Raw genomic sequence first — 22,568 nt, 5'->3', positions numbered from 1 at the left:
ATGGTAACTGTACGTGAAGCGAAGTTAGAGGATATAAAGGACATTGCAAAAGTGCATGTAGACAGCTGGAGGACAACATACCACGAAATTATCCCGATTGATTATTTAAACAGCCTGAACTATAAGGAATTTGAAGACAAATGGAAAAGTCGCTCGTTAAAGGGAGTATTTGTTGCTCAGGACGAAATGGGTTCAGTATTCGGCTTTGCTTCATTTGGACCTATTCGATCTGAACAAGAAGGCTATGACGGCGAGTTATACGCTATTTATCTTGTGGAAGAGCGCTAGCGGCAAGGTGCAGGCAGGGCGCTCTTAGCAAAAGGAGCGGAGTTTTTGCTTCAACATGGCTTTTCAAGTATGTTTGTTTGGGTTATTGAGCAGAATCCCTCGATTATATTTTATCAGGCCTATTCACCTGAAAGAGTAGCGGAGGACAATTTTGAAATTGCCGGAGTAAGGCTGAAAGAAGTAGGTCTTGGCTGGCCGGATCTATCTGCTTTAAAAACACTTCTTAACAGATAACAAACAATCCCCCAGCGGAATTCGCTGGGGGATTGTCACTTTTACGCTTTGTCACTTTTAAGCAAACGGGGTGCTGTCATAAATAATAAACATAGGACAATTGCACAAATAATGAATGAAGGAACCATGTAAGTCGCATTATAAGTTAAAGAATAAATCCATACCGGCGTTCCTTTTGGAGCAAAGCTGCCGAAAAACACAGCTCCTGAAATGACATGCGCGGCATAGCGCAGCAAACTGCCGACGAAAACTGCGCTGACCACTGAAACAATCAATTTCCCTTTTGTTTTTGATACAGCGGCTTTACGGACAGAAGAAGCGAAACAGCCGCTTATGCCGATTACTGCGAAAGCGACAATGTAATCTAACAATAGCTGTACAGGATGTTGAGCAAACAAGTTTCCGATTGCTATTTGTACTAGACCTGCCAACAAACCTGTAGTAAGACCTGCTTTGACACCCCAGCGAAACGAAATTAAAAAGATCGGAATCATCATGATGGAGACCGAGCCTCCTTGAGGCATGCTAAGAAACATTCCTGAGACAATGTCTAAAATAACGGCTGCCGCTGTCATAATGGCAATTTCAATAAGGCGAACCAGTTGCTTAGATTGATTCATATCTATCTCCTTCCATTGACAGACAACCAAAAGGACAACAAAAAAGCAGCACGCGGAAGGATGAGAAAAGTTCCACGCACTGCTTTACGATCGCAATTCATTTGACTTTGCCACATCCCTACGCCAGCGTTAACTAACAGGTTCAAAGGGTCAGAACGAAACCGCTCACTCTCAGCTTTAATGCTCCCCTTGTGGTCATCAGTATTTAGTTCGTTTCTACTATACAAGAAAACAAAAAAAACAACAAGATCACATGACTGATGTATATGTTCTTTTAAGAAAGTTATATGATACACACGCTTTAGAAATCATGGCGAGGATTATAGTTTATTTGTTTTATAGATTTTTTTAAAAAAACTATTGCAATAAATAAATACAGGTGTTATATTATTAAACGTCGCTGATGCACAGCGGACACAAACTAGATGCTTCAAAACAACTTGAAAAAAGTTATTGACAAAAAAGAAGCTGAATGTTATATTAGTAAAGCTGCTTCATTGAGAAGTAACAAGATGATCTTTGAAAACTAAACAAGACAAAACGTACCTGTTAATTCATTTTTATAAATCGCACAGCGATGTGCGTAGTCAGTCAAACTAGGGCCTGCACGACGCAGGTCACACAGGTGTCGCCGCAGGATGCGGTGAACTTAACCTGTGATCCATTTATCGGAGAGTTTGATCCTGGCTCAGGACGAACGCTGGCGGCGTGCCTAATACATGCAAGTCGAGCGGACAGATGGGAGCTTGCTCCCTGATGTTAGCGGCGGACGGGTGAGTAACACGTGGGTAACCTGCCTGTAAGACTGGGATAACTCCGGGAAACCGGGGCTAATACCGGATGGTTGTTTGAACCGCATGGTTCAAACATAAAAGGTGGCTTCGGCTACCACTTACAGATGGACCCGCGGCGCATTAGCTAGTTGGTGAGGTAATGGCTCACCAAGGCAACGATGCGTAGCCGACCTGAGAGGGTGATCGGCCACACTGGGACTGAGACACGGCCCAGACTCCTACGGGAGGCAGCAGTAGGGAATCTTCCGCAATGGACGAAAGTCTGACGGAGCAACGCCGCGTGAGTGATGAAGGTTTTCGGATCGTAAAGCTCTGTTGTTAGGGAAGAACAAGTACCGTTCGAATAGGGCGGTACCTTGACGGTACCTAACCAGAAAGCCACGGCTAACTACGTGCCAGCAGCCGCGGTAATACGTAGGTGGCAAGCGTTGTCCGGAATTATTGGGCGTAAAGGGCTCGCAGGCGGTTTCTTAAGTCTGATGTGAAAGCCCCCGGCTCAACCGGGGAGGGTCATTGGAAACTGGGGAACTTGAGTGCAGAAGAGGAGAGTGGAATTCCACGTGTAGCGGTGAAATGCGTAGAGATGTGGAGGAACACCAGTGGCGAAGGCGACTCTCTGGTCTGTAACTGACGCTGAGGAGCGAAAGCGTGGGGAGCGAACAGGATTAGATACCCTGGTAGTCCACGCCGTAAACGATGAGTGCTAAGTGTTAGGGGGTTTCCGCCCCTTAGTGCTGCAGCTAACGCATTAAGCACTCCGCCTGGGGAGTACGGTCGCAAGACTGAAACTCAAAGGAATTGACGGGGGCCCGCACAAGCGGTGGAGCATGTGGTTTAATTCGAAGCAACGCGAAGAACCTTACCAGGTCTTGACATCCTCTGACAATCCTAGAGATAGGACGTCCCCTTCGGGGGCAGAGTGACAGGTGGTGCATGGTTGTCGTCAGCTCGTGTCGTGAGATGTTGGGTTAAGTCCCGCAACGAGCGCAACCCTTGATCTTAGTTGCCAGCATTCAGTTGGGCACTCTAAGGTGACTGCCGGTGACAAACCGGAGGAAGGTGGGGATGACGTCAAATCATCATGCCCCTTATGACCTGGGCTACACACGTGCTACAATGGACAGAACAAAGGGCAGCGAAACCGCGAGGTTAAGCCAATCCCACAAATCTGTTCTCAGTTCGGATCGCAGTCTGCAACTCGACTGCGTGAAGCTGGAATCGCTAGTAATCGCGGATCAGCATGCCGCGGTGAATACGTTCCCGGGCCTTGTACACACCGCCCGTCACACCACGAGAGTTTGTAACACCCGAAGTCGGTGAGGTAACCTTTTAGGAGCCAGCCGCCGAAGGTGGGACAGATGATTGGGGTGAAGTCGTAACAAGGTAGCCGTATCGGAAGGTGCGGCTGGATCACCTCCTTTCTAAGGATATTATACGGAATATAAGACCTTGGGTCTTATAAACAGAACGTTCCCTGTCTTGTTTAGTTTTGAAGGATCATTCCTTCGAAACGTGTTCTTTGAAAACTAGATAACAGTAGACATCACATTCAATTAGTAACACAAGATATCACATAGTGATTCTTTTTAACGGTTAAGTTAGAAAGGGCGCACGGTGGATGCCTTGGCACTAGGAGCCGATGAAGGACGGGACGAACACCGATATGCTTCGGGGAGCTGTAAGCAAGCTTTGATCCGGAGATTTCCGAATGGGGAAACCCACCACTCGTAATGGAGTGGTATCCATATCTGAATTCATAGGATATGAGAAGGCAGACCCGGGGAACTGAAACATCTAAGTACCCGGAGGAAGAGAAAGCAAATGCGATTCCCTGAGTAGCGGCGAGCGAAACGGGATCAGCCCAAACCAAGAGGCTTGCCTCTTGGGGTTGTAGGACACTCTGTACGGAGTTACAAAAGAACGAGGTAGATGAAGAGGTCTGGAAAGGCCCGCCATAGGAGGTAACAGCCCTGTAGTCAAAACTTCGTTCTCTCCTGAGTGGATCCTGAGTACGGCGGAACACGTGAAATTCCGTCGGAATCCGGGAGGACCATCTCCCAAGGCTAAATACTCCCTAGTGACCGATAGTGAACCAGTACCGTGAGGGAAAGGTGAAAAGCACCCCGGAAGGGGAGTGAAAGAGATCCTGAAACCGTGTGCCTACAAGTAGTCAGAGCCCGTTAACGGGTGATGGCGTGCCTTTTGTAGAATGAACCGGCGAGTTACGATCCCGTGCAAGGTTAAGCAGAAGATGCGGAGCCGCAGCGAAAGCGAGTCTGAATAGGGCGCATGAGTACGTGGTCGTAGACCCGAAACCAGGTGATCTACCCATGTCCAGGGTGAAGTTCAGGTAACACTGAATGGAGGCCCGAACCCACGCACGTTGAAAAGTGCGGGGATGAGGTGTGGGTAGGGGTGAAATGCCAATCGAACCTGGAGATAGCTGGTTCTCTCCGAAATAGCTTTAGGGCTAGCCTCAAGGTAAGAGTCTTGGAGGTAGAGCACTGATTGGACTAGGGGCCCCTACCGGGTTACCGAATTCAGTCAAACTCCGAATGCCAATGACTTATCCTTGGGAGTCAGACTGCGAGTGATAAGATCCGTAGTCGAAAGGGAAACAGCCCAGACCGCCAGCTAAGGTCCCAAAGTATACGTTAAGTGGAAAAGGATGTGGAGTTGCTTAGACAACCAGGATGTTGGCTTAGAAGCAGCCACCATTTAAAGAGTGCGTAATAGCTCACTGGTCGAGTGACTCTGCGCCGAAAATGTACCGGGGCTAAACGTATCACCGAAGCTGCGGACTGTTCTTCGAACAGTGGTAGGAGAGCGTTCTAAGGGCTGTGAAGCCAGACCGGAAGGACTGGTGGAGCGCTTAGAAGTGAGAATGCCGGTATGAGTAGCGAAAGAGGGGTGAGAATCCCCTCCACCGAATGCCTAAGGTTTCCTGAGGAAGGCTCGTCCGCTCAGGGTTAGTCGGGACCTAAGCCGAGGCCGAAAGGCGTAGGCGATGGACAACAGGTTGATATTCCTGTACCACCTCCTCACCATTTGAGCAATGGGGGGACGCAGGAGGATAGGGTAAGCGCGGTATTGGATATCCGCGTCCAAGCAGTTAGGCTGGGAAATAGGCAAATCCGTTTCCCATAAGGCTGAGCTGTGATGGCGAGCGAAATATAGTAGCGAAGTTCCTGATTCCACACTGCCAAGAAAAGCCTCTAGCGAGGTGAGAGGTGCCCGTACCGCAAACCGACACAGGTAGGCGAGGAGAGAATCCTAAGGTGATCGAGAGAACTCTCGTTAAGGAACTCGGCAAAATGACCCCGTAACTTCGGGAGAAGGGGTGCTCTGTTAGGGTGCAAGCCCGAGAGAGCCGCAGTGAATAGGCCCAGGCGACTGTTTAGCAAAAACACAGGTCTCTGCGAAGCCGTAAGGCGAAGTATAGGGGCTGACGCCTGCCCGGTGCTGGAAGGTTAAGAGGAGCGCTTAGCGTAAGCGAAGGTGCGAATTGAAGCCCCAGTAAACGGCGGCCGTAACTATAACGGTCCTAAGGTAGCGAAATTCCTTGTCGGGTAAGTTCCGACCCGCACGAAAGGCGCAACGATCTGGGCACTGTCTCAACGAGAGACTCGGTGAAATTATAGTACCTGTGAAGATGCAGGTTACCCGCGACAGGACGGAAAGACCCCGTGGAGCTTTACTGCAGCCTGATATTGAATGTTGGTACAGCTTGTACAGGATAGGTAGGAGCCTTGGAAACCGGAGCGCCAGCTTCGGTGGAGGCATCGGTGGGATACTACCCTGGCTGTATTGACCTTCTAACCCGCCGCCCTTATCGGGCGGGGAGACAGTGTCAGGTGGGCAGTTTGACTGGGGCGGTCGCCTCCTAAAAGGTAACGGAGGCGCCCAAAGGTTCCCTCAGAATGGTTGGAAATCATTCGCAGAGTGTAAAGGCACAAGGGAGCTTGACTGCGAGACCTACAAGTCGAGCAGGGACGAAAGTCGGGCTTAGTGATCCGGTGGTTCCGCATGGAAGGGCCATCGCTCAACGGATAAAAGCTACCCCGGGGATAACAGGCTTATCTCCCCCAAGAGTCCACATCGACGGGGAGGTTTGGCACCTCGATGTCGGCTCATCGCATCCTGGGGCTGTAGTCGGTCCCAAGGGTTGGGCTGTTCGCCCATTAAAGCGGTACGCGAGCTGGGTTCAGAACGTCGTGAGACAGTTCGGTCCCTATCCGTCGCGGGCGCAGGAAATTTGAGAGGAGCTGTCCTTAGTACGAGAGGACCGGGATGGACGCACCGCTGGTGTACCAGTTGTTCTGCCAAGGGCATCGCTGGGTAGCTATGTGCGGACGGGATAAGTGCTGAAAGCATCTAAGCATGAAGCCCCCCTCAAGATGAGATTTCCCATTCCGCAAGGAAGTAAGATCCCTGAAAGATGATCAGGTTGATAGGTCTGAGGTGGAAGTGTGGCGACACATGGAGCTGACAGATACTAATCGATCGAGGACTTAACCATATTTTTGAATGATGTCACACCTGTTATCTAGTTTTGAGAGAACACCTCTCTAAAGGCGGAAAAGGTAAGGAAACTCCGCTAAGGGCTCTCACATCCTGTGAGAAACGCCCAGTACCTTCATCCTGAAGGCATTTGTTTGGTGGCGATAGCGAAGAGGTCACACCCGTTCCCATACCGAACACGGAAGTTAAGCTCTTCAGCGCCGATGGTAGTCGGGGGTTTCCCCCTGTGAGAGTAGGACGCCGCCAAGCAATTGCACGTTAGTGCAAGTATGGAGGATTAGCTCAGCTGGGAGAGCATCTGCCTTACAAGCAGAGGGTCGGCGGTTCGAGCCCGTCATCCTCCACCATTTTTCATTATACATATCGGTTATACATATATGCCGGTGTAGCTCAATTGGTAGAGCAACTGACTTGTAATCAGTAGGTTGGGGGTTCAAGTCCTCTTGCCGGCACCACTTTTATATGATATAATATTCAAGTCTCTTGTAAGAAGAGCCATTAGCTCAGTTGGTAGAGCATCTGACTTTTAATCAGAGGGTCGAAGGTTCGAGTCCTTCATGGCTCACCATTTACATGTTGCGGATGTGGCGGAATTGGCAGACGCGCTAGAATCAGGCTCTAGTGTCTTTACAGACGTGGGGGTTCAAGTCCCTTCATCCGCACCATTTCTGCGGAAGTAGTTCAGTGGTAGAACACCACCTTGCCAAGGTGGGGGTCGCGGGTTCGAATCCCGTCTTCCGCTCCAACTATACCATCCACGCCGGGGTGGTGGAATTGGCAGACACACAGGACTTAAAATCCTGCGGTAGGTGACTACCGTGCCGGTTCAAGTCCGGCCCTCGGCATTAAGTTTTGCGCCCGTAGCTCAATTGGATAGAGCGTTTGACTACGGATCAAAAGGTTAGGGGTTCGACTCCTCTCGGGCGCGCCATGATCTATATGAAATCGGGAAGTAGCTCAGCTTGGTAGAGCACATGGTTTGGGACCATGGGGTCGCAGGTTCGAATCCTGTCTTCCCGACCATTCTTGGGGCCTTAGCTCAGCTGGGAGAGCGCCTGCTTTGCACGCAGGAGGTCAGCGGTTCGATCCCGCTAGGCTCCACTTGATTTCAAAAAATATTTGGCGGTGTAGCTCAGCTGGCTAGAGCGTACGGTTCATACCCGTGAGGTCGGGGGTTCGATCCCCTCCGCCGCTACCAATGGACCTTTAGCTCAGTTGGTTAGAGCAGACGGCTCATAACCGTCCGGTCGTAGGTTCGAGTCCTACAAGGTCCACCACTATACGGAGGAATACCCAAGTCTGGCTGAAGGGATCGGTCTTGAAAACCGACAGGGGTGTCAAAGCCCGCGGGGGTTCGAATCCCTCTTCCTCCGCCATACATATTCCTAATCATCGCGGGGTGGAGCAGTTCGGTAGCTCGTCGGGCTCATAACCCGAAGGTCGCAGGTTCAAATCCTGCCCCCGCAACCAAATTTTAAAATGGTCCGGTAGTTCAGTTGGTTAGAATGCCTGCCTGTCACGCAGGAGGTCGCGGGTTCGAGTCCCGTCCGGACCGCCATTTAAATACTTAGGCTCGGTAGCTCAGTTGGTAGAGCAACGGACTGAAAATCCGTGTGTCGGCGGTTCGATTCCGTCCCGAGCCACCATTTATCATTATATTTTGGCGGTTGTGGCGAAGTGGTTAACGCACCAGATTGTGGCTCTGGCATTCGTGGGTTCGATTCCCATCAATCGCCCCAAATAAAAATTGCGGGTGTAGTTTAGTGGTAAAACCTCAGCCTTCCAAGCTGATGTCGTGGGTTCGATTCCCATCACCCGCTCCATTTCTATATCGTCATGGGCCTGTAGCTCAGCTGGTTAGAGCGCACGCCTGATAAGCGTGAGGTCGATGGTTCGAGTCCATTCAGGCCCACCATGACTTTTGTATTCCACAGTAGCTCAGTGGTAGAGCTATCGGCTGTTAACCGATCGGTCGCAGGTTCGAATCCTGCCTGTGGAGCCAAATGGAGAAGTACTCAAGTGGCTGAAGAGGCGCCCCTGCTAAGGGTGTAGGTCGTGTAAGCGGCGCGAGGGTTCAAATCCCTCCTTCTCCGCCATATGATTACAGATATAATAATTATCGGCCCGTTGGTCAAGCGGTTAAGACACCGCCCTTTCACGGCGGTAACACGGGTTCGAATCCCGTACGGGTCATCCAGAAGCCTTGCATATCCTGCAAGGTTTTTTTGTTTTATAAATCATGATATGTCTTAGATTTTGTTCTTTATTTTAAAAACAGACTACAAAAATCTCCATATATTTCGTTTTTCTTCAGAAAATGAAGTTAATTGTCTATAAGTATAAGCGCTTTCAGGAAAGGGCTTTTTTTTATTTCTTCGAATAAATACTATAAATGAAAACTATGATGTCAGAAAGGATGATTACATGGCCGCTGCCAGCCCGACAGCACATGATGTTTATCTTTTTCACGAAGGCAGTCTGTTTAAAAGCTATCAGCTGTTTGGCTCGCATTACCGCGAGCTGAATGGCAAAAGCGGATATGAATTCTGTGTGTGGGCGCCTCATGCGTCGGAAGTACGAGTGGCTGGAGATTTTAACAGCTGGTCTGGAGAAGAGCATGTGATGCACAGAGTGAATGATAATGGCATTTGGACGTTATTTATTCCAGGTATAGGAGAAAAGGAACGATATAAATATGAAATCGTGACGAATAACGGTGAGATCAGGCTGAAGGCAGATCCATACGCTATTTATTCAGAAGTCAGACCAAACACAGCGTCACTTACTTACGATTTGGAAGGGTACAGCTGGCAAGATCAAAAATGGCAAAAGAAACAGAAGGCTAAGACGCTGTATGAAAAACCTGTTTTCATTTATGAACTGCATCTTGGATCTTGGAAGAAGCATTCTGATGGCAGGCATTATTCCTATAAAGAATTAAGTCAGACGCTTATCCCTTATATCAAGGAGCATGGGTTTACCCATATTGAACTGCTACCGGTGTATGAGCATCCATATGATCGTTCATGGGGGTACCAAGGAACGGGGTATTACAGCCCGACAAGCAGGTTTGGCACGCCGCATGATCTGATGAAGTTTGTTGATGAATGTCATCAACAAAATATCGGAGTCATTTTGGATTGGGTCCCCGGACATTTTTGTAAAGATGTACATGGCCTTTATATGTTTGATGGAGAACCGCTTTATGAATACAAAGAAGAACATGATCGGGAGAACTGGTTATGGGGCACGGCAAACTTTGACCTCGGAAAACCGGAAGTTCATAGTTTTTTAATTTCGAATGCGTTGTACTGGGCGGAATTCTATCATATAGATGGATTTAGGGTTGATGCAGTGGCTAATATCCTGTATTGGCCAAATCAGGATGAACGCCACACGAATCCATATGCTGTTGATTTTTTAAAAAAACTCAATCAAACCATGAGAGAGGCATATCCCCATGTGATGATGATTGCGGAAGATTCTACAGAATGGCCTCAAGTGACAGGTGCCGTTGAGGAAGGGGGGCTTGGTTTTCATTATAAATGGAATATGGGATGGATGAATGACGTACTGAAATACATGGAGACGCCGCCCGAAGAAAGGCGGCATTGTCATCAGCTTATCTCTTTTTCATTACTATATGCGTTTAGTGAGCATTTTGTATTGCCGTTTTCTCATGATGAAGTCGTATACGGAAAAAAATCACTTCTTAATAAAATGCCTGGCGACTACTGGCAGAAATTTGCCCAGTATCGGCTTTTGCTGGGCTATATGACAGTGCATCCCGGAAAGAAATTGATCTTTATGGGATCAGAGTTTGCCCAATTTGATGAATGGAAAGATACAGAACAGCTTGATTGGTTTTTGGACTCCTTCCCCATGCATCAGAAAGCCAGCGTTTTTACGCAAGATCTTCTCCGCTTTTACCAAAAAAGCAAAATCCTTTATGAGCATGACCATCGTGCACAATCGTTTGAATGGATTGATGTCCATAATGACGAACAATCAATCTTTTCTTTTATTCGTTATGGCAAAAAGCACGGTGAGGCGCTTGTCATCATTTGTAATTTTACACCCGTGGTCTATCATCAATATGATGTTGGAGTTCCTTTTTTTACTCAATACATTGAAGTGCTTAACAGTGACAGTGAAACATATGGAGGCTCAGGGCAAATCAACAAAAAGCCGTTATCGGCTAAAAAGGGAGCACTTCATCATAAACCGTGTTATATCACGATGACCATCCCCCCTTACGGCATCTCGATTTTACGGGCGGTTAAAAAAAGAGGAGAGATAAAAAGATGAAAAAACAATGTGTAGCCATGCTCCTTGCCGGCGGGAAGGGCAGCCGTCTCAGCGGATTAACAAAAAATATGGCCAAACCGGCTGTATCTTTCGGGGGAAAATACAGGATTATTGATTTTACCCTAAGCAACTGTTCTAATTCAGGCATAGACACAGTCGGGATTTTAACGCAATATCAGCCGCTTGAGCTGAATTCCTATATTGGGATCGGCAGTGCATGGGACCTGGATAGATATAATGGCGGCGTGACGGTTTTACCCCCTTATGCCGAGTCATCAGAAGTCAAATGGTATAAAGGGACGGCAAGCGCCATTTATGAAAATCTCAATTATTTGAATCAGTATGATCCTGAGTATGTACTGATTTTATCAGGAGATCACATATACAAAATGGACTACGGCAAAATGCTTGATTATCACATTGAAAAGAAAGCAGATGTGACCATCTCTGTCATCGAAGTGGGCTGGGAGGAAGCAAGCCGGTTCGGCATCATGAAGGCCAATCCAGATGGGACGATCACACATTTTGATGAAAAGCCCAAATTCCCTAAGAGCAATCTTGCCTCAATGGGGATTTATATATTCAATTGGCCGCTTTTGAAACAGTATCTTGAGATGGACGATCAAAACCCTTATTCTAGCCACGACTTCGGCAAAGACATTATTCCTCTGCTTTTGGAGGAGAAAAAGAAGCTTTCTGCTTATCCGTTCAAGGGATATTGGAAGGATGTTGGAACAGTGCAGAGCTTGTGGGAAGCCAATATGGATTTGTTAAAAGAGGACTCGGAGCTGAAGCTGTTTGAACGCAAATGGAAAATTTACTCCGTCAATCCAAATCAGCCTCCGCAATTTATTTCATCTGATGCGCAGGTTCAAGATTCGCTTGTGAACGAAGGTTGTGTTGTATATGGAAATGTGTCTCACTCCGTTCTTTTTCAAGGTGTGACTGTCGGTAAGCATACGACTGTTACATCATCCGTCATAATGCCGGATGTGACGATTGGGGAGCATGTAGTCATTGAAAATGCCATCGTTCCTAATGGGATGGTGCTGCCGGATGGCGCAGTGATTCGCTCCGAAAAAGACATTGAAGAGGTGCTGCTCGTTTCAGAGGAATTTGTAGAAAAAGAATTGATTTAATTACTGAAGAGGGGGCAGAGTCAGTGTTCAATAATCAAATGTTAGGTGTTATAGATGAAACCACATATAAGCATTCTCTTCAGGATTTAACAGCACAGCGGTCGCTCGGGGCGATCCCTTTTGCCGGCAGGTACCGTCTGATTGATTTTATGCTTTCCAACATGGTGAATGCGGATATTAGGAGTGTTGCAATTTTTCCGAAGTATCGTTACCGTTCGCTCATGGATCACCTTGGAGCGGGTAAGGAATGGGATTTGCACCGGAAAAAGGACGGCCTCTTTTTTTTCCCGTCTCCCCATCTTCATCACGAATACGATGAATTCGGGTCCTTTCGCCAGTTTTCGGACCATCTAGATTACTTCCACAGAAGCACGCAGCAATATGCTGTTATCTCCAACAGCCATACCGTATGCAACATTCAATTTCAATATGTGCTGAAACGCCATCAGGAGGTTGGCTGCGACGTCACCGAGGTATTTCAGGACGGCCAGTCGCTGCAAATCTATATCATGTCAACAACGCTTTTAAAGGATCTGATCTACGGACATAGCGAAAAAGGCTATAAAACCATTCAGGAGGCTGTTGAAAAGGAATCTTCCGCCCTGACCATTTGCCCATATGAATATTCAGGTTATGCCGCTGTCATTGATTCGGTGGAAAAATATTATACCCACAGTATGGAGCTCATTCAGCCTCGTTTTTGGCAGCAGGTGTTTTTGCCGCAGCAGCCGATCTATACAAAAGTGAAGGATGAGCCGCCTACGAAATACGGAAAGCACAGCACTGTCAAAAACTCTTTGGTGGCAAACGGCTGTGTGCTTGAAGGAGAGGTTGAAAACTGCATTTTGTTTAGGGCGGTCCATGTCGGAAAGGGTACGAAGCTGAAAAACTGTATTATTATGCAAAAAACGCAGATTGGCGAGGATTGTCTTCTTGAGCAGGTCATTTCGGATAAGGACGTTAAAATCGGCAAGGCGACGGAAGCTGCAGGAACAGCTGAGCAGCCGCTTGTATTAAGAAAAGGTTTGGTGCAAGGAGAGCTGATGAATTCTTGAAGATATTATTTGCTGTGTCAGAATGCACCCCATTTGTTAAATCAGGAGGTCTTGCCGATGTAGCAGGTGCTCTGCCAAAGGCACTTGCACGATTAGGCAATGAAGTAGCTGTGATGCTGCCGAAGTACAGCCAAATACCTGAACCGTGGAAAAAGCGTATGAAAAAAAAGGCTGAGTGTACGGTAGCTGTCGGCTGGCGTCAGCAATATTGCGGAATTGAACATATGGCCAAAGATGATGTGAATTATTACTTCATCGACAATGAGTACTATTTCAACAGGGATTCGTTGTACGGGCATTATGATGACGGTGAGCGGTTTGCCTTTTTTTCAAGAGCTGTGCTGGAGGCTGCCAAAGTTGTGAATGTTCCAGCCGATATTGTTCATACTCACGATTGGCATACAGCGATGGTCAATTATTTGCTGAAAGAGGAGTACAGAAAACATCCTTTTTATGAACGGATGAAAAGCGTGTTCACGATCCACAACCTGCAGTTTCAAGGCATATTCCCTCCTGATGTCACACATGACTTGCTGGGTCTTGAGATGGATCATTTTCATTATGAAAGGTTAGAATGCAACGGATTTGTTAATTTTATGAAGGCGGGCATCATTGCGGCTGATCATGTGACAACTGTGAGCCCCACTTACAGAAATGAAATATTGACTCCGTATTATGGTGAGCAGTTGGAACAGGTTTTGCAATATAGGGAAAATGATGTAACCGGCATATTAAATGGCATTGATGATACGTTCTATCAGCCGAAAAGTGATCCTTATATAGAGGCGCAATACGATTCAGGGGATCTTGCATGCAAGTTGGAAAACAAAACGAAGCTTCAGCGGCGGATGGGGCTTCCAGAGAAAAACGATATTCCGCTGATCAGTATGGTGACAAGGCTCACTAAACAAAAGGGGCTTGATCTTGTCCGCAGAATTATGCACGAACTTCTTGAGGAGCAAGACATACAGCTGGTTGTGCTGGGCACAGGAGAACGTGAATTTGAAGATTATTTCCGGTATGCAGAATTTGCTTTTCATGAGAAGTGCCGGGCTTATATCGGGTTTGATGAGCCGCTAGCTCATCAAATTTATGCGGGCTCTGATATGTTTTTAATGCCGTCGAAATTTGAGCCGTGCGGTTTGGGGCAGCTCATTGCTCTTCAATATGGCGCCATTCCGATTGTCAGGGAAACGGGCGGTCTTTACGACACTGTTCGTGCCTATCAGGAGGAAGAGGGAACGGGCAATGGCTTTACGTTTTCCGCCTTTAATGCGCATGATCTGAAATTTACGATTGAACGAGCGCTGTCGTTTTATCGCCAACAGGATGTATGGAAGAGCATCGTGAAGACCGCAATGAATGCAGATTACAGCTGGGGGAAGTCGGCTAAAGAGTATCAGCGTATTTTCGAGCAGGTGACAAGGAGTGGACGGGATGTTCTCGAGTAAAGAACGCTTTGCAGACTTATTTTTAAAGCGTCTGGAAATGACGTGCGGAAAAAGCTTTAAAGATTCTGCCAAGCTGGATCAATATAAAACGTTGGGCAATATGGTCAGAGAGTATATCAGCGCTGATTGGATCGAGACGAATGAAAAAAGCAGATCAAATTCCGGGAAGCAGACATATTATTTATCAATCGAATTTCTGCTCGGTCAGCTCCTTGAGCAAAACTTAATGAATCTTGGTGTTCGTGATGTTGTAGAAGCTGGTTTAAAGGAAATCGGCATCAATTTAGAGGAAATCCTTCAGATAGAGAACGATGCAGGTCTCGGCAACGGCGGGCTTGGCCGCTTGGCCGCTTGCTTTTTAGATTCTCTTGCTTCGTTGAACCTGCCTGGGCATGGGATGGGCATACGCTATAAGCATGGTTTGTTTGAGCAAAAAATTGTAGACGGGCATCAGGTGGAGCTGCCTGAGCAATGGCTGAAAAACGGGAACGTATGGGAAGTAAGGAATGCGGATCAAGCAGTGGACGTGCCGTTTTGGGGCGAAGTCCATATGACAGAAAAAAGCGGGCGCCTGCATTTTCGCCACGAACAAGCCACAATCGTTACCGCTGTTCCTTATGATATCCCGATCATCGGCTATGAAACGGGCACTGTCAATACGTTAAGGCTTTGGAACGCCGAGCCCTATGCGCATTATCACGGCGGTAATATTTTGTCTTATAAGCGGGAAACAGAAGCGGTTTCTGAATTCTTATATCCCGACGACACCCATGATGAGGGGAAAATTTTACGGTTGAAGCAGCAGTATTTTTTAGTATGCGCAAGCTTAAAAAGCATTGTGAACAATTACCGTAAAACACATAAATCTTTATCCGGCCTGCATAAAAAAGTGAGCATTCATATTAATGACACTCACCCTGCGCTTGCGGTGCCCGAGCTGATGCGGATTTTGCTCGATGAAGAGAACATGAGCTGGGAAGAAGCTTGGCATATCACTGTACATACGATTTCTTATACAAATCATACAACATTGTCAGAAGCGCTCGAGAAATGGCCGATTCATTTGTTTAAGCCGCTGCTCCCGCGAATGTACATGATTATTGAAGAGATCAATGAGAGGTTTTGCCGTGCAGTTTGGGAAAAGTATCCGGGAGACTGGAAAAGGATAGAGGACATGGCGATTACAGCGCATGGTGTTGTCAAAATGGCTCATCTGGCCATAGTAGGCAGCTACAGTGTAAATGGCGTTGCAAAAATTCATTCCGATATATTAAAGGAAAGGGAGATGCGCGACTTTCACTTGCTGTTCCCGAATCGTTTTAACAATAAGACGAATGGAATTGCCCACAGGCGCTGGCTGTTAAAAGCGAATCCAGGCTTGTCTGCCATCATTACAGAGGCGATCGGCGATGAATGGGTCAAACAGCCGGAATCACTGATCCGTTTAGAACCGTACGCCTCTGATCCTGCATTTATTGAACAGTTTCAAAACAACAAAAGCAAGAAAAAACAAGAGCTTGCCGATTTGATTTTTTGCACGGCCGGGGTGGTTGTGAACCCTGACAGCATATTCGACGTACAGGTGAAACGGCTTCATGCATATAAACGGCAGCTGCTGAATGTTCTTCACATTATGTATTTGTATAACCGCCTCAAGGAGGACGCTGGGTTTTCAATCTACCCGCAAACCTTTATTTTCGGGGCAAAGGCTTCACCAAGCTATTATTATGCCAAGAAAATCATTAAGCTGATCCATTCTGTCGCAGAAAAAGTCAATTATGATCCGGCGGTCAAACAGCTGATCAAAGTTGTTTTTTTAGAAAATTATAGAGTTTCTATGGCTGAGCGAATTTTTCCGGCATCAGACGTAAGTGAGCAAATTTCAACCGCAAGCAAGGAAGCGTCTGGTACAGGGAATATGAAGTTTATGATGAACGGGGCTTTGACGATCGGCACGCATGACGGCGCAAATATCGAGATCCTTGAGCGGGTGGGCCCTGACTGTATTTACACGTTCGGCTTAAAGGCGGATGAGGTTCTATCGTATCAGGAAAACGGCGGCTATAGATCGAGGGAATATTATCAGCATGACAGGAGAATCAGGCAGGTAGCGGATCAGCTGATCAATGGTTTTTTTGAAGGAGAAGCAGATGAATTTGAATCGATCTTTGACTCGCTGCTTCCGCATAATGATGAGTATTTTGTGCTGAAGGATTTCAGCTCATATGCAGATGCGCAGGAGCGAATTCAAGCTGATTATCGAGAGCGAAGGAAATGGTCTGAGCGTTCGATTGTAAACATTGCTCATTCTGGATATTTCTCCAGCGACCGCACGATCCGGGAATATGCGAAGGACATTTGGGGCATCAAGCCGATGATGTGAAAAAGCCGCTGTATAAGCGGCTTTTTTTGTTCACAGATTCATTGAATTGATTGTAAAGGATAAGAACGTCGCAAATGCACTCCATAAAAAATAAGGCAAAAGAAGATAGCTTGCGGCTCTGCTGTATTTTTTGGCAATGATCAGTAATACGATTGCTGTGATGGCGACAAGCAGGCAGTCAAGCGATGCAGCCAGCAGATTTTTTTGCGTAAACTGGAAATAGCTGAATGCTTGATTGAGCACGTAATTTATCAAAAGTGTAAACCAAAAGCTTTTCGCACCTTTAAATGAAAACGCAGCATATACAATGGCTGCTGAAAGGGAGATCAGGGCAAACAGGATGGCCCAAATGATGCCGATCGCAGTTCCGCTTGGTGTCCAGTCCGGTTTTTTCAATGAATTGTACCATTCTTGGTCCACAGGAAACAGGTAGCCTGCGGCTGAAAACAGCGCATATGTAATCACAAAAACGGCTAAAGCGCCGACAATCTTTTTCATATTTGCAACCTCCGCATGTATTTATTTACCCTTTATCTTATAAAGATCAAACCCCCGATATGCGGGGGAAATGATGGTCTTAAATAAGCTGCTGCAATGCGTTTGCTTTAATGCGTTCATATTCAAAAGCTGATTCTAATTCTTCCTTCGGTAAAGCAGACTTGCGGACGTATTTTTCGCGAATGACATCGTAAAGCTCGTAAGGAAACAGCATATCAATAAACATGACTTGTTTTTGTTCTTCAGTTAATGGGGCTCTGGATTCGTATGCGTTCAGCATGACATGAAATGTTTCTTCATCCCATACGCCCGTCGTATCCAAAAGCGGAATAATCATTTTGCGCAAATCGCGAATAGGCAGATCAAATGAAACGGTATCTAAGTCAATGACCCAAATCTGTTCATTTTCCCCTAAGAGTGTATTTCCGGTTCCGTAATCCTGGTGGCAAAGGTTAGGGCTTTTTTTCAGCTGTTCAGTCCATGGAACATAGGTCGACTGCAAAAGCCGGTCTTTGATGCGCAGCCCGTCTTCAATAAAGCCATCTATCTCCTGAAGATAAAGCTGTGAGAAAGGATCTTCTTTTTCCGCCTCCGCCATCAGCTTCCACGTTTCCATCTGTTTGCACCGTTTCGTATAGTGGTTCGGCCAGCGACCTAATTTGGTAAATACGGGAACGCCATTTGGCGGCTGATATCCGACGGACGCTGTATGAAAATCAGCAAGGCCTTTCATGATAAACTCCAAGTCCTGCTTTACAGTCAGCTCAAACGGTCTTCCTTCGATCCAGTCATATACGACAAATAGAAATGAGCCGTGCTTGGAATATAGGCTGCCTTTTTTGTTTGGGAGTATGCCAGGAACATTCATGCCTTTTTTCGCCAAATAGTCCTGCGCGAAAATGGAAAACAACGCTTTCTTTTCTGGCCTGTGTATTCGTTTTAGACAAACTGCGCCGGAGTCTGTGTGGACCTTCCAGACAAGCGCCATCTGGTTTCCCTGAATGACGTCTATTTTTTCAGTCTGCACATCCCATCCTTGAAGCACATTTTCAGCCAGCTCCGTTAATTTTTTTGCATCTTCTGCTGATAAAGGAAGCTCTGATGAATTCCCCTCCTCAATGACTTCATGGTTTTCTGCCATTAAAGGACACATCCTTACCTGTTTTACTCCTACCTTATGAATCAAAAGGAAAAAATGATTGAGTTATTTGACTATATTTAATAGATGAATCTGGTTGTTTACCCGTTTTGTTTTTAGGGCAGTCCCATTCCGCACAAGTTGGTTGTTCAGCCGTATCATGATTCTAACTAGTTAAAAATCATGCAGGAATGGAGGCTATGTATGAAAATAGCACTGATCGCCACAGAGAAGCTTCCTGTCCCATCGGTTCGAGGAGGCGCCATTCAAATCTACCTCGAAGCGGTTGCCCCTTTAATTGCCAAAAAACATGAGGTGACTGTGTTTTCTATTAAAGATCCGAATCTCGCTGATAGAGAGAAGGTAGACGGTGTCCATTATGTGCATTTGGATGAAGACCGTTATGAAGAAGCCGTTGGAGCAGAGCTGAAAAAGAGCCGTTTTGATCTTGTGCATGTTTGTAATCGCCCAAGCTGGGTTCCGAAATTGAAGAAACAGGCGCCGGATGCTGTTTTTATTTTAAGCGTTCACAATGAAATGTTCGCTTACGATAAAATCAGCCAGGCGGAAGGCGAGATTTGCATCGACTCCGTAGCGCAGATTGTTACGGTCAGCGATTATATCGGACAGACGATCACAAGCCGTTTTCCATCAGCACGATCAAAAACAAAAACGGTGTATTCCGGTGTGGATTTAAAAGCGTACCACCCCCGCTGGACGAATGAAGGGCAGCGGGCTCGCGAAGAGATGCGAAGCGAGCTGGGGCTTCACGGCAAAAAAATCGTCTTGTTTGTTGGCCGGCTTAGCAAAGTCAAAGGCCCGCACATATTATTGCAGGCTTTGCCGGACATCATTGAGGAGCACCCCGATGTCATGATGGTGTTTATCGGGTCAAAATGGTTCGGAGATAATGAATTAAATAACTATGTCAAACATCTTCATACCCTTGGTGCGATGCAAAAGGATCATGTCACATTTATTCAATTTGTGAAGCCAAAGGACATTCCGCGCCTTTATACCATGTCAGATGTATTTGTATGCTCTTCGCAATGGCAGGAGCCTTTAGCAAGGGTGCATTATGAAGCGATGGCTGCGGGACTTCCTATTATTACAAGCAATCGGGGAGGCAATCCAGAGGTCATAGAGGAAGGGAAAAACGGCTACATCATTCATGACTTTGAAAATCCTAAACAATATGCCGAACATATCAATGATTTGCTGAGCAGCTCGGAAAAGCGGGAACGGCTTGGGAAATACAGCCGCCGTGAGGCAGAAAGCAATTTTGGCTGGCAGAGGGTGGCTGAAAATCTGCTCAGCGTCTATGAAAAGAACAGATAGAAGGGGTGAACAGAGTGTACCAAAAAGAGCATGAAGAACAGATTGTGTCCGAAATTCTCAGCTATTATCCTTTTCATATTGACAATGTGGCGCTGAAATCGAACAAAAGCGGGCGCAAAATCTGGGAAATACAAACTGATCATGGCCCAAAGCTGCTAAAAGAAGCGCAAATGAAACCGGAGCGGATGCTTTTTATCACTCAGGCACACGCCCATTTACAAGAGAAAGGGCTGCCGATAGCGCCGATTCATCAAACAAAAAATGGCGGTAGCTGCTTGGGCACGGATCAGGTTTCTTACAGCTTATATGACAAAGTGACAGGAAAAGAAATGATTTACTATGATGCAGAGCAAATGAAAAAAGTCATGTCATTTGCCGGCCATTTTCATCATGCCTCAAAAGGATATGTTTGCACAGATGAAAGCAAGAAGAGAAGCCGGTTGGGAAAATGGCATAAATTGTACCGTTGGAAGCTGCAGGAACTGGAGGGGAATATGCAGATCGCAGCATCCTATCCTGATGACGTATTTTCGCAAACTTTCTTAAAACATGCTGATAAAATGCTGGCAAGAGGAAAAGAAGCTCTCAGAGCGCTTGATGACTCAGAATACGAAACCTGGACAAAAGAAACGCTCGAGCATGGCGGATTCTGTTTTCAGGATTTTACATTGGCACGTTTGACAGAGATCGAAGGGGAGCCTTTTTTAAAGGAGCTTCACTCGATTACCTACGATTTGCCGTCAAGAGACCTTCGTATTCTGCTGAATAAAGTGATGGTTAAGCTTTCTGTATGGGATACTGATTTCATGGTTGCACTGCTCGCGTCCTACGACGCAGTGTATCCGCTCACAGAAAAACAGTACGAGGTACTTTGGATTGATCTCGCGTTTCCGCATTTGTTTTGTGCAATCGGGCACAAATATTATTTGAAGCAAAAGAAAACGTGGTCAGATGAGAAGTATAACTGGGCGCTGCAAAACATGATTTCTGTTGAAGAATCTAAAGATTCGTTTTTGGATAAACTGCCGGAACTGTATAAAAAGATAAAAGCGTATCGGGAGGCGAATTGACATGAGGTCATCGAGACAAAAAGCCTCTATTTCTAAACTGGATCTCGACCAATTCGTATTTACACCGCCTGGACCAATGGGATGGCAGGCTCATGACTCAATCTCAGCTGAGAAGGAAGAAGAGGAGAAGCATTTAGATGTGGGCAGCATTCGAGAGCTCCCTCACATCAATGCACCGAAAGAATATCAAGAAGAAACGAAGGAAAAGGAAACAGATCACAAAATCGTCTATGATGAAGAAGAAACAAAATTCGAAACCACTCTAGAGCCTGAGGAGGAGCATGATTCGAAACGCTCAGTGCCCCCATATGAAGAAGAGGATGAAGATGAAGAACCAGACTTAGCGGAAGAAGCTAAAGTGGAAATCATCATTCTTCCAAGTGAATCTAAACCAGCTCCATGGTTTTCTCAAACCGTAAAGCGCAAGGCATAAAGTCACATTTATGCCTTTTTTTATGTTTTCTGCAGCAAAAAAACAGCCCGTTTTGCAACACGAGCTGTAGGTTTTATGTTTTTGCTTTCACAAAAAGCTGATTGATAGATGATAAATCAAAATTTTGCGTCAGAAAAGGCGGCGGAAATTGTTTGTTTTTCGGGGTCAGAACGGATTGGTAAACAGTATTGAGCCTTTTGGCCGCATGGGTAAAGGTAAATAAAGCTTCTACATGCTTTCGGGCGTTTTTTGTCATTTTGTTCATTAATTCTTGATCTGTAAAGGCTCTGTCAATTGCTTTTGCAAATGAAGAAGGTTTGTTGTATCTGTCGATGACAAGACCGGTGACTTCGTCTTTTACGACTTCTCCGTTTCCGCCCCGGTTTGTGGTAATTAAGGGCGTGCCGGCCGCCATTGCTTCATAATTCACACGGGCGAGGGGTTCGTTCCACTGAGAGCTGCACACAAATACATCTGCCATCAGAAATAGGTTTGGGATGTCGTCTGCGGGAATGAATTTTGTAAAGATTATGTGGTCTCTGTATGGCAGGGCCAGCGTGCGCAGATAGGTTACATAATGGTTTTCACTGTCATCGCTGAACCACTTCCCGCCCGCTATGACCAGTACAGCATCAGGGTGCTGCTGCAAAATCCTTCTCATGCTGTGAATGAGAAGGTGAGGTCCTTTTGTCGGGCTTAAGCGGCCGGCGAATAAAATAACTTTTTTATCTTCAATACCGTATTTTTTCCGGTATGTTTTTCTGACAGCCGAGCCTTTCATCGTCCAGACGGGCGGATAAGAGTTTAAATCAACGCCGGAATACACAACTTTTGTGATGTCCTCGGCTTCAGGGAAACGTTCAATGACGGTTTGTTTAATAAATTCGCTCACAGTTGTGATCATGGAGACATTGTCGAGTACTTCTTTTCCTTGCGCAAAGGTCATCTTTTTTTCAGAAAACATTTCGTTATGCAGGCTCAGAACGATCTTGCTGTTTGGTGAGGCTTTTTTATATAAAGAGACATTTAAAGGCCTATTGAACACATGAATGAGGTCAAAGGAAGAGGCTCGCAGCTCTTCGGCTACCGCCTCGCGGTAATGTTCTTTTGGCAGATGGATATAATGTACGCCGTCTTTTGTTTCTCTTTTTGGGAGCGATGGATCTTCTATTGAAAAAATGGTCAGGTCGTACCTGCTGCTGAAATAGGGCGTGACACCGTCAATCATCATTTGAATAGCGCCGCCGCGTACTGCGGGCGCCGGCAGCTTTTCTGTACAGATAAAGGCAAGCTTCATT

Annotated in this window: 12 protein-coding genes, 21 tRNA genes, 3 rRNA genes, 1 pseudogene and 1 riboswitch; of the genes and pseudogenes, 33 read left to right on the top strand and 4 right to left on the bottom strand. The window is 46.4% G+C overall.

Annotated features, from left to right (window positions below; genetic code table 11):
- A pseudogene (locus MHH79_RS15905) lies at positions 1-522 on the top strand (GNAT family N-acetyltransferase).
- 41 nt (positions 523-563) lie between these two features.
- Here MHH79_RS15905 and thiT read toward each other — a convergent pair.
- Positions 564-1,142: an energy-coupled thiamine transporter ThiT gene (gene thiT / locus MHH79_RS15900; RefSeq protein ID WP_251217633.1), complete on the bottom strand. Its 579-nt coding sequence runs from the start codon at positions 1,140-1,142 to the stop codon at positions 564-566.
- A gap of 98 nt (positions 1,143-1,240) precedes the next feature.
- Positions 1,241-1,342: riboswitch (TPP riboswitch) on the bottom strand.
- 465 nt (positions 1,343-1,807) lie between these two features.
- Here thiT and MHH79_RS15895 point away from each other — a divergent pair.
- The 29 genes from MHH79_RS15895 (at position 1,808) to glgP (ending at position 16,793) form a co-directional block, all read left to right on the top strand.
- Positions 1,808-3,357, top strand: a 16S ribosomal RNA gene (locus MHH79_RS15895).
- Positions 3,358-3,527: 170 nt separating this feature from the next.
- Positions 3,528-6,455, top strand: a 23S ribosomal RNA gene (locus MHH79_RS15890).
- A 135-nt stretch (positions 6,456-6,590) separates the two neighbouring features.
- Positions 6,591-6,706, top strand: a 5S ribosomal RNA gene (rrf, locus tag MHH79_RS15885).
- Together the 16S, 23S and 5S rRNA genes with 21 tRNA genes alongside form the textbook arrangement of a ribosomal RNA operon.
- 22 nt (positions 6,707-6,728) lie before the next feature.
- Positions 6,729-6,804, top strand: a tRNA-Val gene (locus tag MHH79_RS15880).
- A gap of 32 nt (positions 6,805-6,836) precedes the next feature.
- Positions 6,837-6,912: transfer RNA gene (locus tag MHH79_RS15875), tRNA-Thr, on the top strand.
- 37 nt (positions 6,913-6,949) lie between these two features.
- Positions 6,950-7,025: transfer RNA gene (locus tag MHH79_RS15870), tRNA-Lys, on the top strand.
- Between the two features lie 10 nt (positions 7,026-7,035).
- Positions 7,036-7,122: transfer RNA gene (locus MHH79_RS15865), tRNA-Leu, on the top strand.
- 5 nt (positions 7,123-7,127) lie between these two features.
- Positions 7,128-7,202 (top strand) — tRNA-Gly (locus MHH79_RS15860).
- Positions 7,203-7,216: 14 nt separating this feature from the next.
- Positions 7,217-7,302: transfer RNA gene (locus MHH79_RS15855), tRNA-Leu, on the top strand.
- Positions 7,303-7,311: 9 nt separating this feature from the next.
- Positions 7,312-7,388: transfer RNA gene (locus MHH79_RS15850), tRNA-Arg, on the top strand.
- Between the two features lie 15 nt (positions 7,389-7,403).
- Positions 7,404-7,480: transfer RNA gene (locus tag MHH79_RS15845), tRNA-Pro, on the top strand.
- Between the two features lie 5 nt (positions 7,481-7,485).
- A tRNA-Ala gene (locus MHH79_RS15840) sits at positions 7,486-7,558 on the top strand.
- A gap of 20 nt (positions 7,559-7,578) precedes the next feature.
- A tRNA-Met gene (locus MHH79_RS15835) sits at positions 7,579-7,655 on the top strand.
- A gap of 2 nt (positions 7,656-7,657) precedes the next feature.
- Positions 7,658-7,734, top strand: a tRNA-Ile gene (locus MHH79_RS15830).
- A gap of 6 nt (positions 7,735-7,740) precedes the next feature.
- Positions 7,741-7,833, top strand: a tRNA-Ser gene (locus MHH79_RS15825).
- A 17-nt stretch (positions 7,834-7,850) separates the two neighbouring features.
- Positions 7,851-7,927 (top strand) — tRNA-Met (locus MHH79_RS15820).
- Between the two features lie 11 nt (positions 7,928-7,938).
- Positions 7,939-8,015 (top strand) — tRNA-Asp (locus tag MHH79_RS15815).
- Between the two features lie 12 nt (positions 8,016-8,027).
- Positions 8,028-8,103, top strand: a tRNA-Phe gene (locus MHH79_RS15810).
- A gap of 17 nt (positions 8,104-8,120) precedes the next feature.
- A tRNA-His gene (locus MHH79_RS15805) sits at positions 8,121-8,196 on the top strand.
- A 10-nt stretch (positions 8,197-8,206) separates the two neighbouring features.
- A tRNA-Gly gene (locus tag MHH79_RS15800) sits at positions 8,207-8,280 on the top strand.
- Between the two features lie 15 nt (positions 8,281-8,295).
- A tRNA-Ile gene (locus MHH79_RS15795) sits at positions 8,296-8,372 on the top strand.
- A 12-nt stretch (positions 8,373-8,384) separates the two neighbouring features.
- A tRNA-Asn gene (locus tag MHH79_RS15790) sits at positions 8,385-8,459 on the top strand.
- Between the two features lie 3 nt (positions 8,460-8,462).
- Positions 8,463-8,553, top strand: a tRNA-Ser gene (locus MHH79_RS15785).
- 25 nt (positions 8,554-8,578) lie between these two features.
- Positions 8,579-8,650: transfer RNA gene (locus MHH79_RS15780), tRNA-Glu, on the top strand.
- Positions 8,651-8,881: 231 nt separating this feature from the next.
- Positions 8,882-10,765: a 1,4-alpha-glucan branching enzyme gene (gene glgB, locus MHH79_RS15775; RefSeq protein ID WP_100506407.1), complete on the top strand. Its 1,884-nt coding sequence runs from the start codon at positions 8,882-8,884 to the stop codon at positions 10,763-10,765.
- Positions 10,762-11,904, top strand: a complete 1,143-nt coding sequence (locus tag MHH79_RS15770; protein ID WP_003229018.1) for a glucose-1-phosphate adenylyltransferase — start codon at positions 10,762-10,764, stop codon at positions 11,902-11,904. Before glgB ends, MHH79_RS15770 begins: the two co-directional genes overlap by 4 nt.
- Before the next feature lie 23 nt (positions 11,905-11,927).
- Positions 11,928-12,959, top strand: coding sequence for a glucose-1-phosphate adenylyltransferase subunit GlgD (gene glgD, locus MHH79_RS15765; protein ID WP_004398841.1), 1,032 nt, complete (start codon positions 11,928-11,930; stop codon positions 12,957-12,959).
- On the top strand, positions 12,956-14,410 hold the full coding sequence (gene glgA / locus MHH79_RS15760) for a glycogen synthase GlgA (protein ID WP_063335737.1): 1,455 nt from the start codon (positions 12,956-12,958) through the stop codon (positions 14,408-14,410). Before glgD ends, glgA begins: the two co-directional genes overlap by 4 nt.
- Complete coding sequence (gene glgP, locus MHH79_RS15755) at positions 14,397-16,793, top strand: glycogen phosphorylase GlgP (RefSeq protein WP_251218085.1); 2,397 nt, start codon at positions 14,397-14,399, stop codon at positions 16,791-16,793. Before glgA ends, glgP begins: the two co-directional genes overlap by 14 nt.
- Positions 16,794-16,823: 30 nt before the next feature.
- On the opposite strand, the gene MHH79_RS15750 is transcribed toward glgP, so the two are convergent.
- Positions 16,824-17,291 (bottom strand): TspO/MBR family protein, encoded by a 468-nt coding sequence (locus MHH79_RS15750; RefSeq protein ID WP_003229024.1) that lies wholly within the window; start codon positions 17,289-17,291, stop codon positions 16,824-16,826.
- Positions 17,292-17,370: 79 nt separating this feature from the next.
- On the bottom strand, positions 17,371-18,444 hold the full coding sequence (gene cotI, locus MHH79_RS15745) for a spore coat kinase CotI (RefSeq protein ID WP_080030688.1): 1,074 nt from the start codon (positions 18,442-18,444) through the stop codon (positions 17,371-17,373).
- Between the two features lie 189 nt (positions 18,445-18,633).
- Here cotI and cotSA point away from each other — a divergent pair, with 189 nt between their 5' ends.
- The 3 genes from cotSA to MHH79_RS15730 are packed head-to-tail and all read left to right on the top strand — an operon-like array spanning position 18,634 to position 21,270.
- Positions 18,634-19,767, top strand: coding sequence for a spore coat protein CotSA (cotSA, locus tag MHH79_RS15740; RefSeq protein WP_181217370.1), 1,134 nt, complete (start codon positions 18,634-18,636; stop codon positions 19,765-19,767).
- A 14-nt stretch (positions 19,768-19,781) separates the two neighbouring features.
- Entirely contained in the window at positions 19,782-20,837 is a 1,056-nt protein-coding gene (gene cotS, locus MHH79_RS15735; RefSeq protein ID WP_309530141.1) for a spore coat putative kinase CotS, read from the top strand.
- A gap of 1 nt (position 20,838) precedes the next feature.
- Positions 20,839-21,270 (top strand): hypothetical protein, encoded by a 432-nt coding sequence (locus tag MHH79_RS15730; protein WP_309530142.1) that lies wholly within the window; start codon positions 20,839-20,841, stop codon positions 21,268-21,270.
- 73 nt (positions 21,271-21,343) lie between these two features.
- Here MHH79_RS15730 and MHH79_RS15725 read toward each other — a convergent pair whose 3' ends face one another.
- Positions 21,344-22,567 carry a glycosyltransferase family 4 protein gene (locus MHH79_RS15725; protein WP_015384456.1) on the bottom strand — a complete coding sequence of 408 codons (1,224 nt, stop codon included), beginning with the start codon at positions 22,565-22,567 and terminating at the stop codon, positions 21,344-21,346.
- Between the last annotated feature and the right edge of the window lies 1 nt (position 22,568).

This window comes from Bacillus sp. FSL K6-0993 (genome assembly GCF_037977205.1).
GTDB lineage: Bacteria > Bacillota > Bacilli > Bacillales > Bacillaceae > Bacillus > Bacillus subtilis.
Note: the sequence above shows the minus strand (reverse complement) of the source record. Positions and strands in the feature narration are given on the sequence as shown.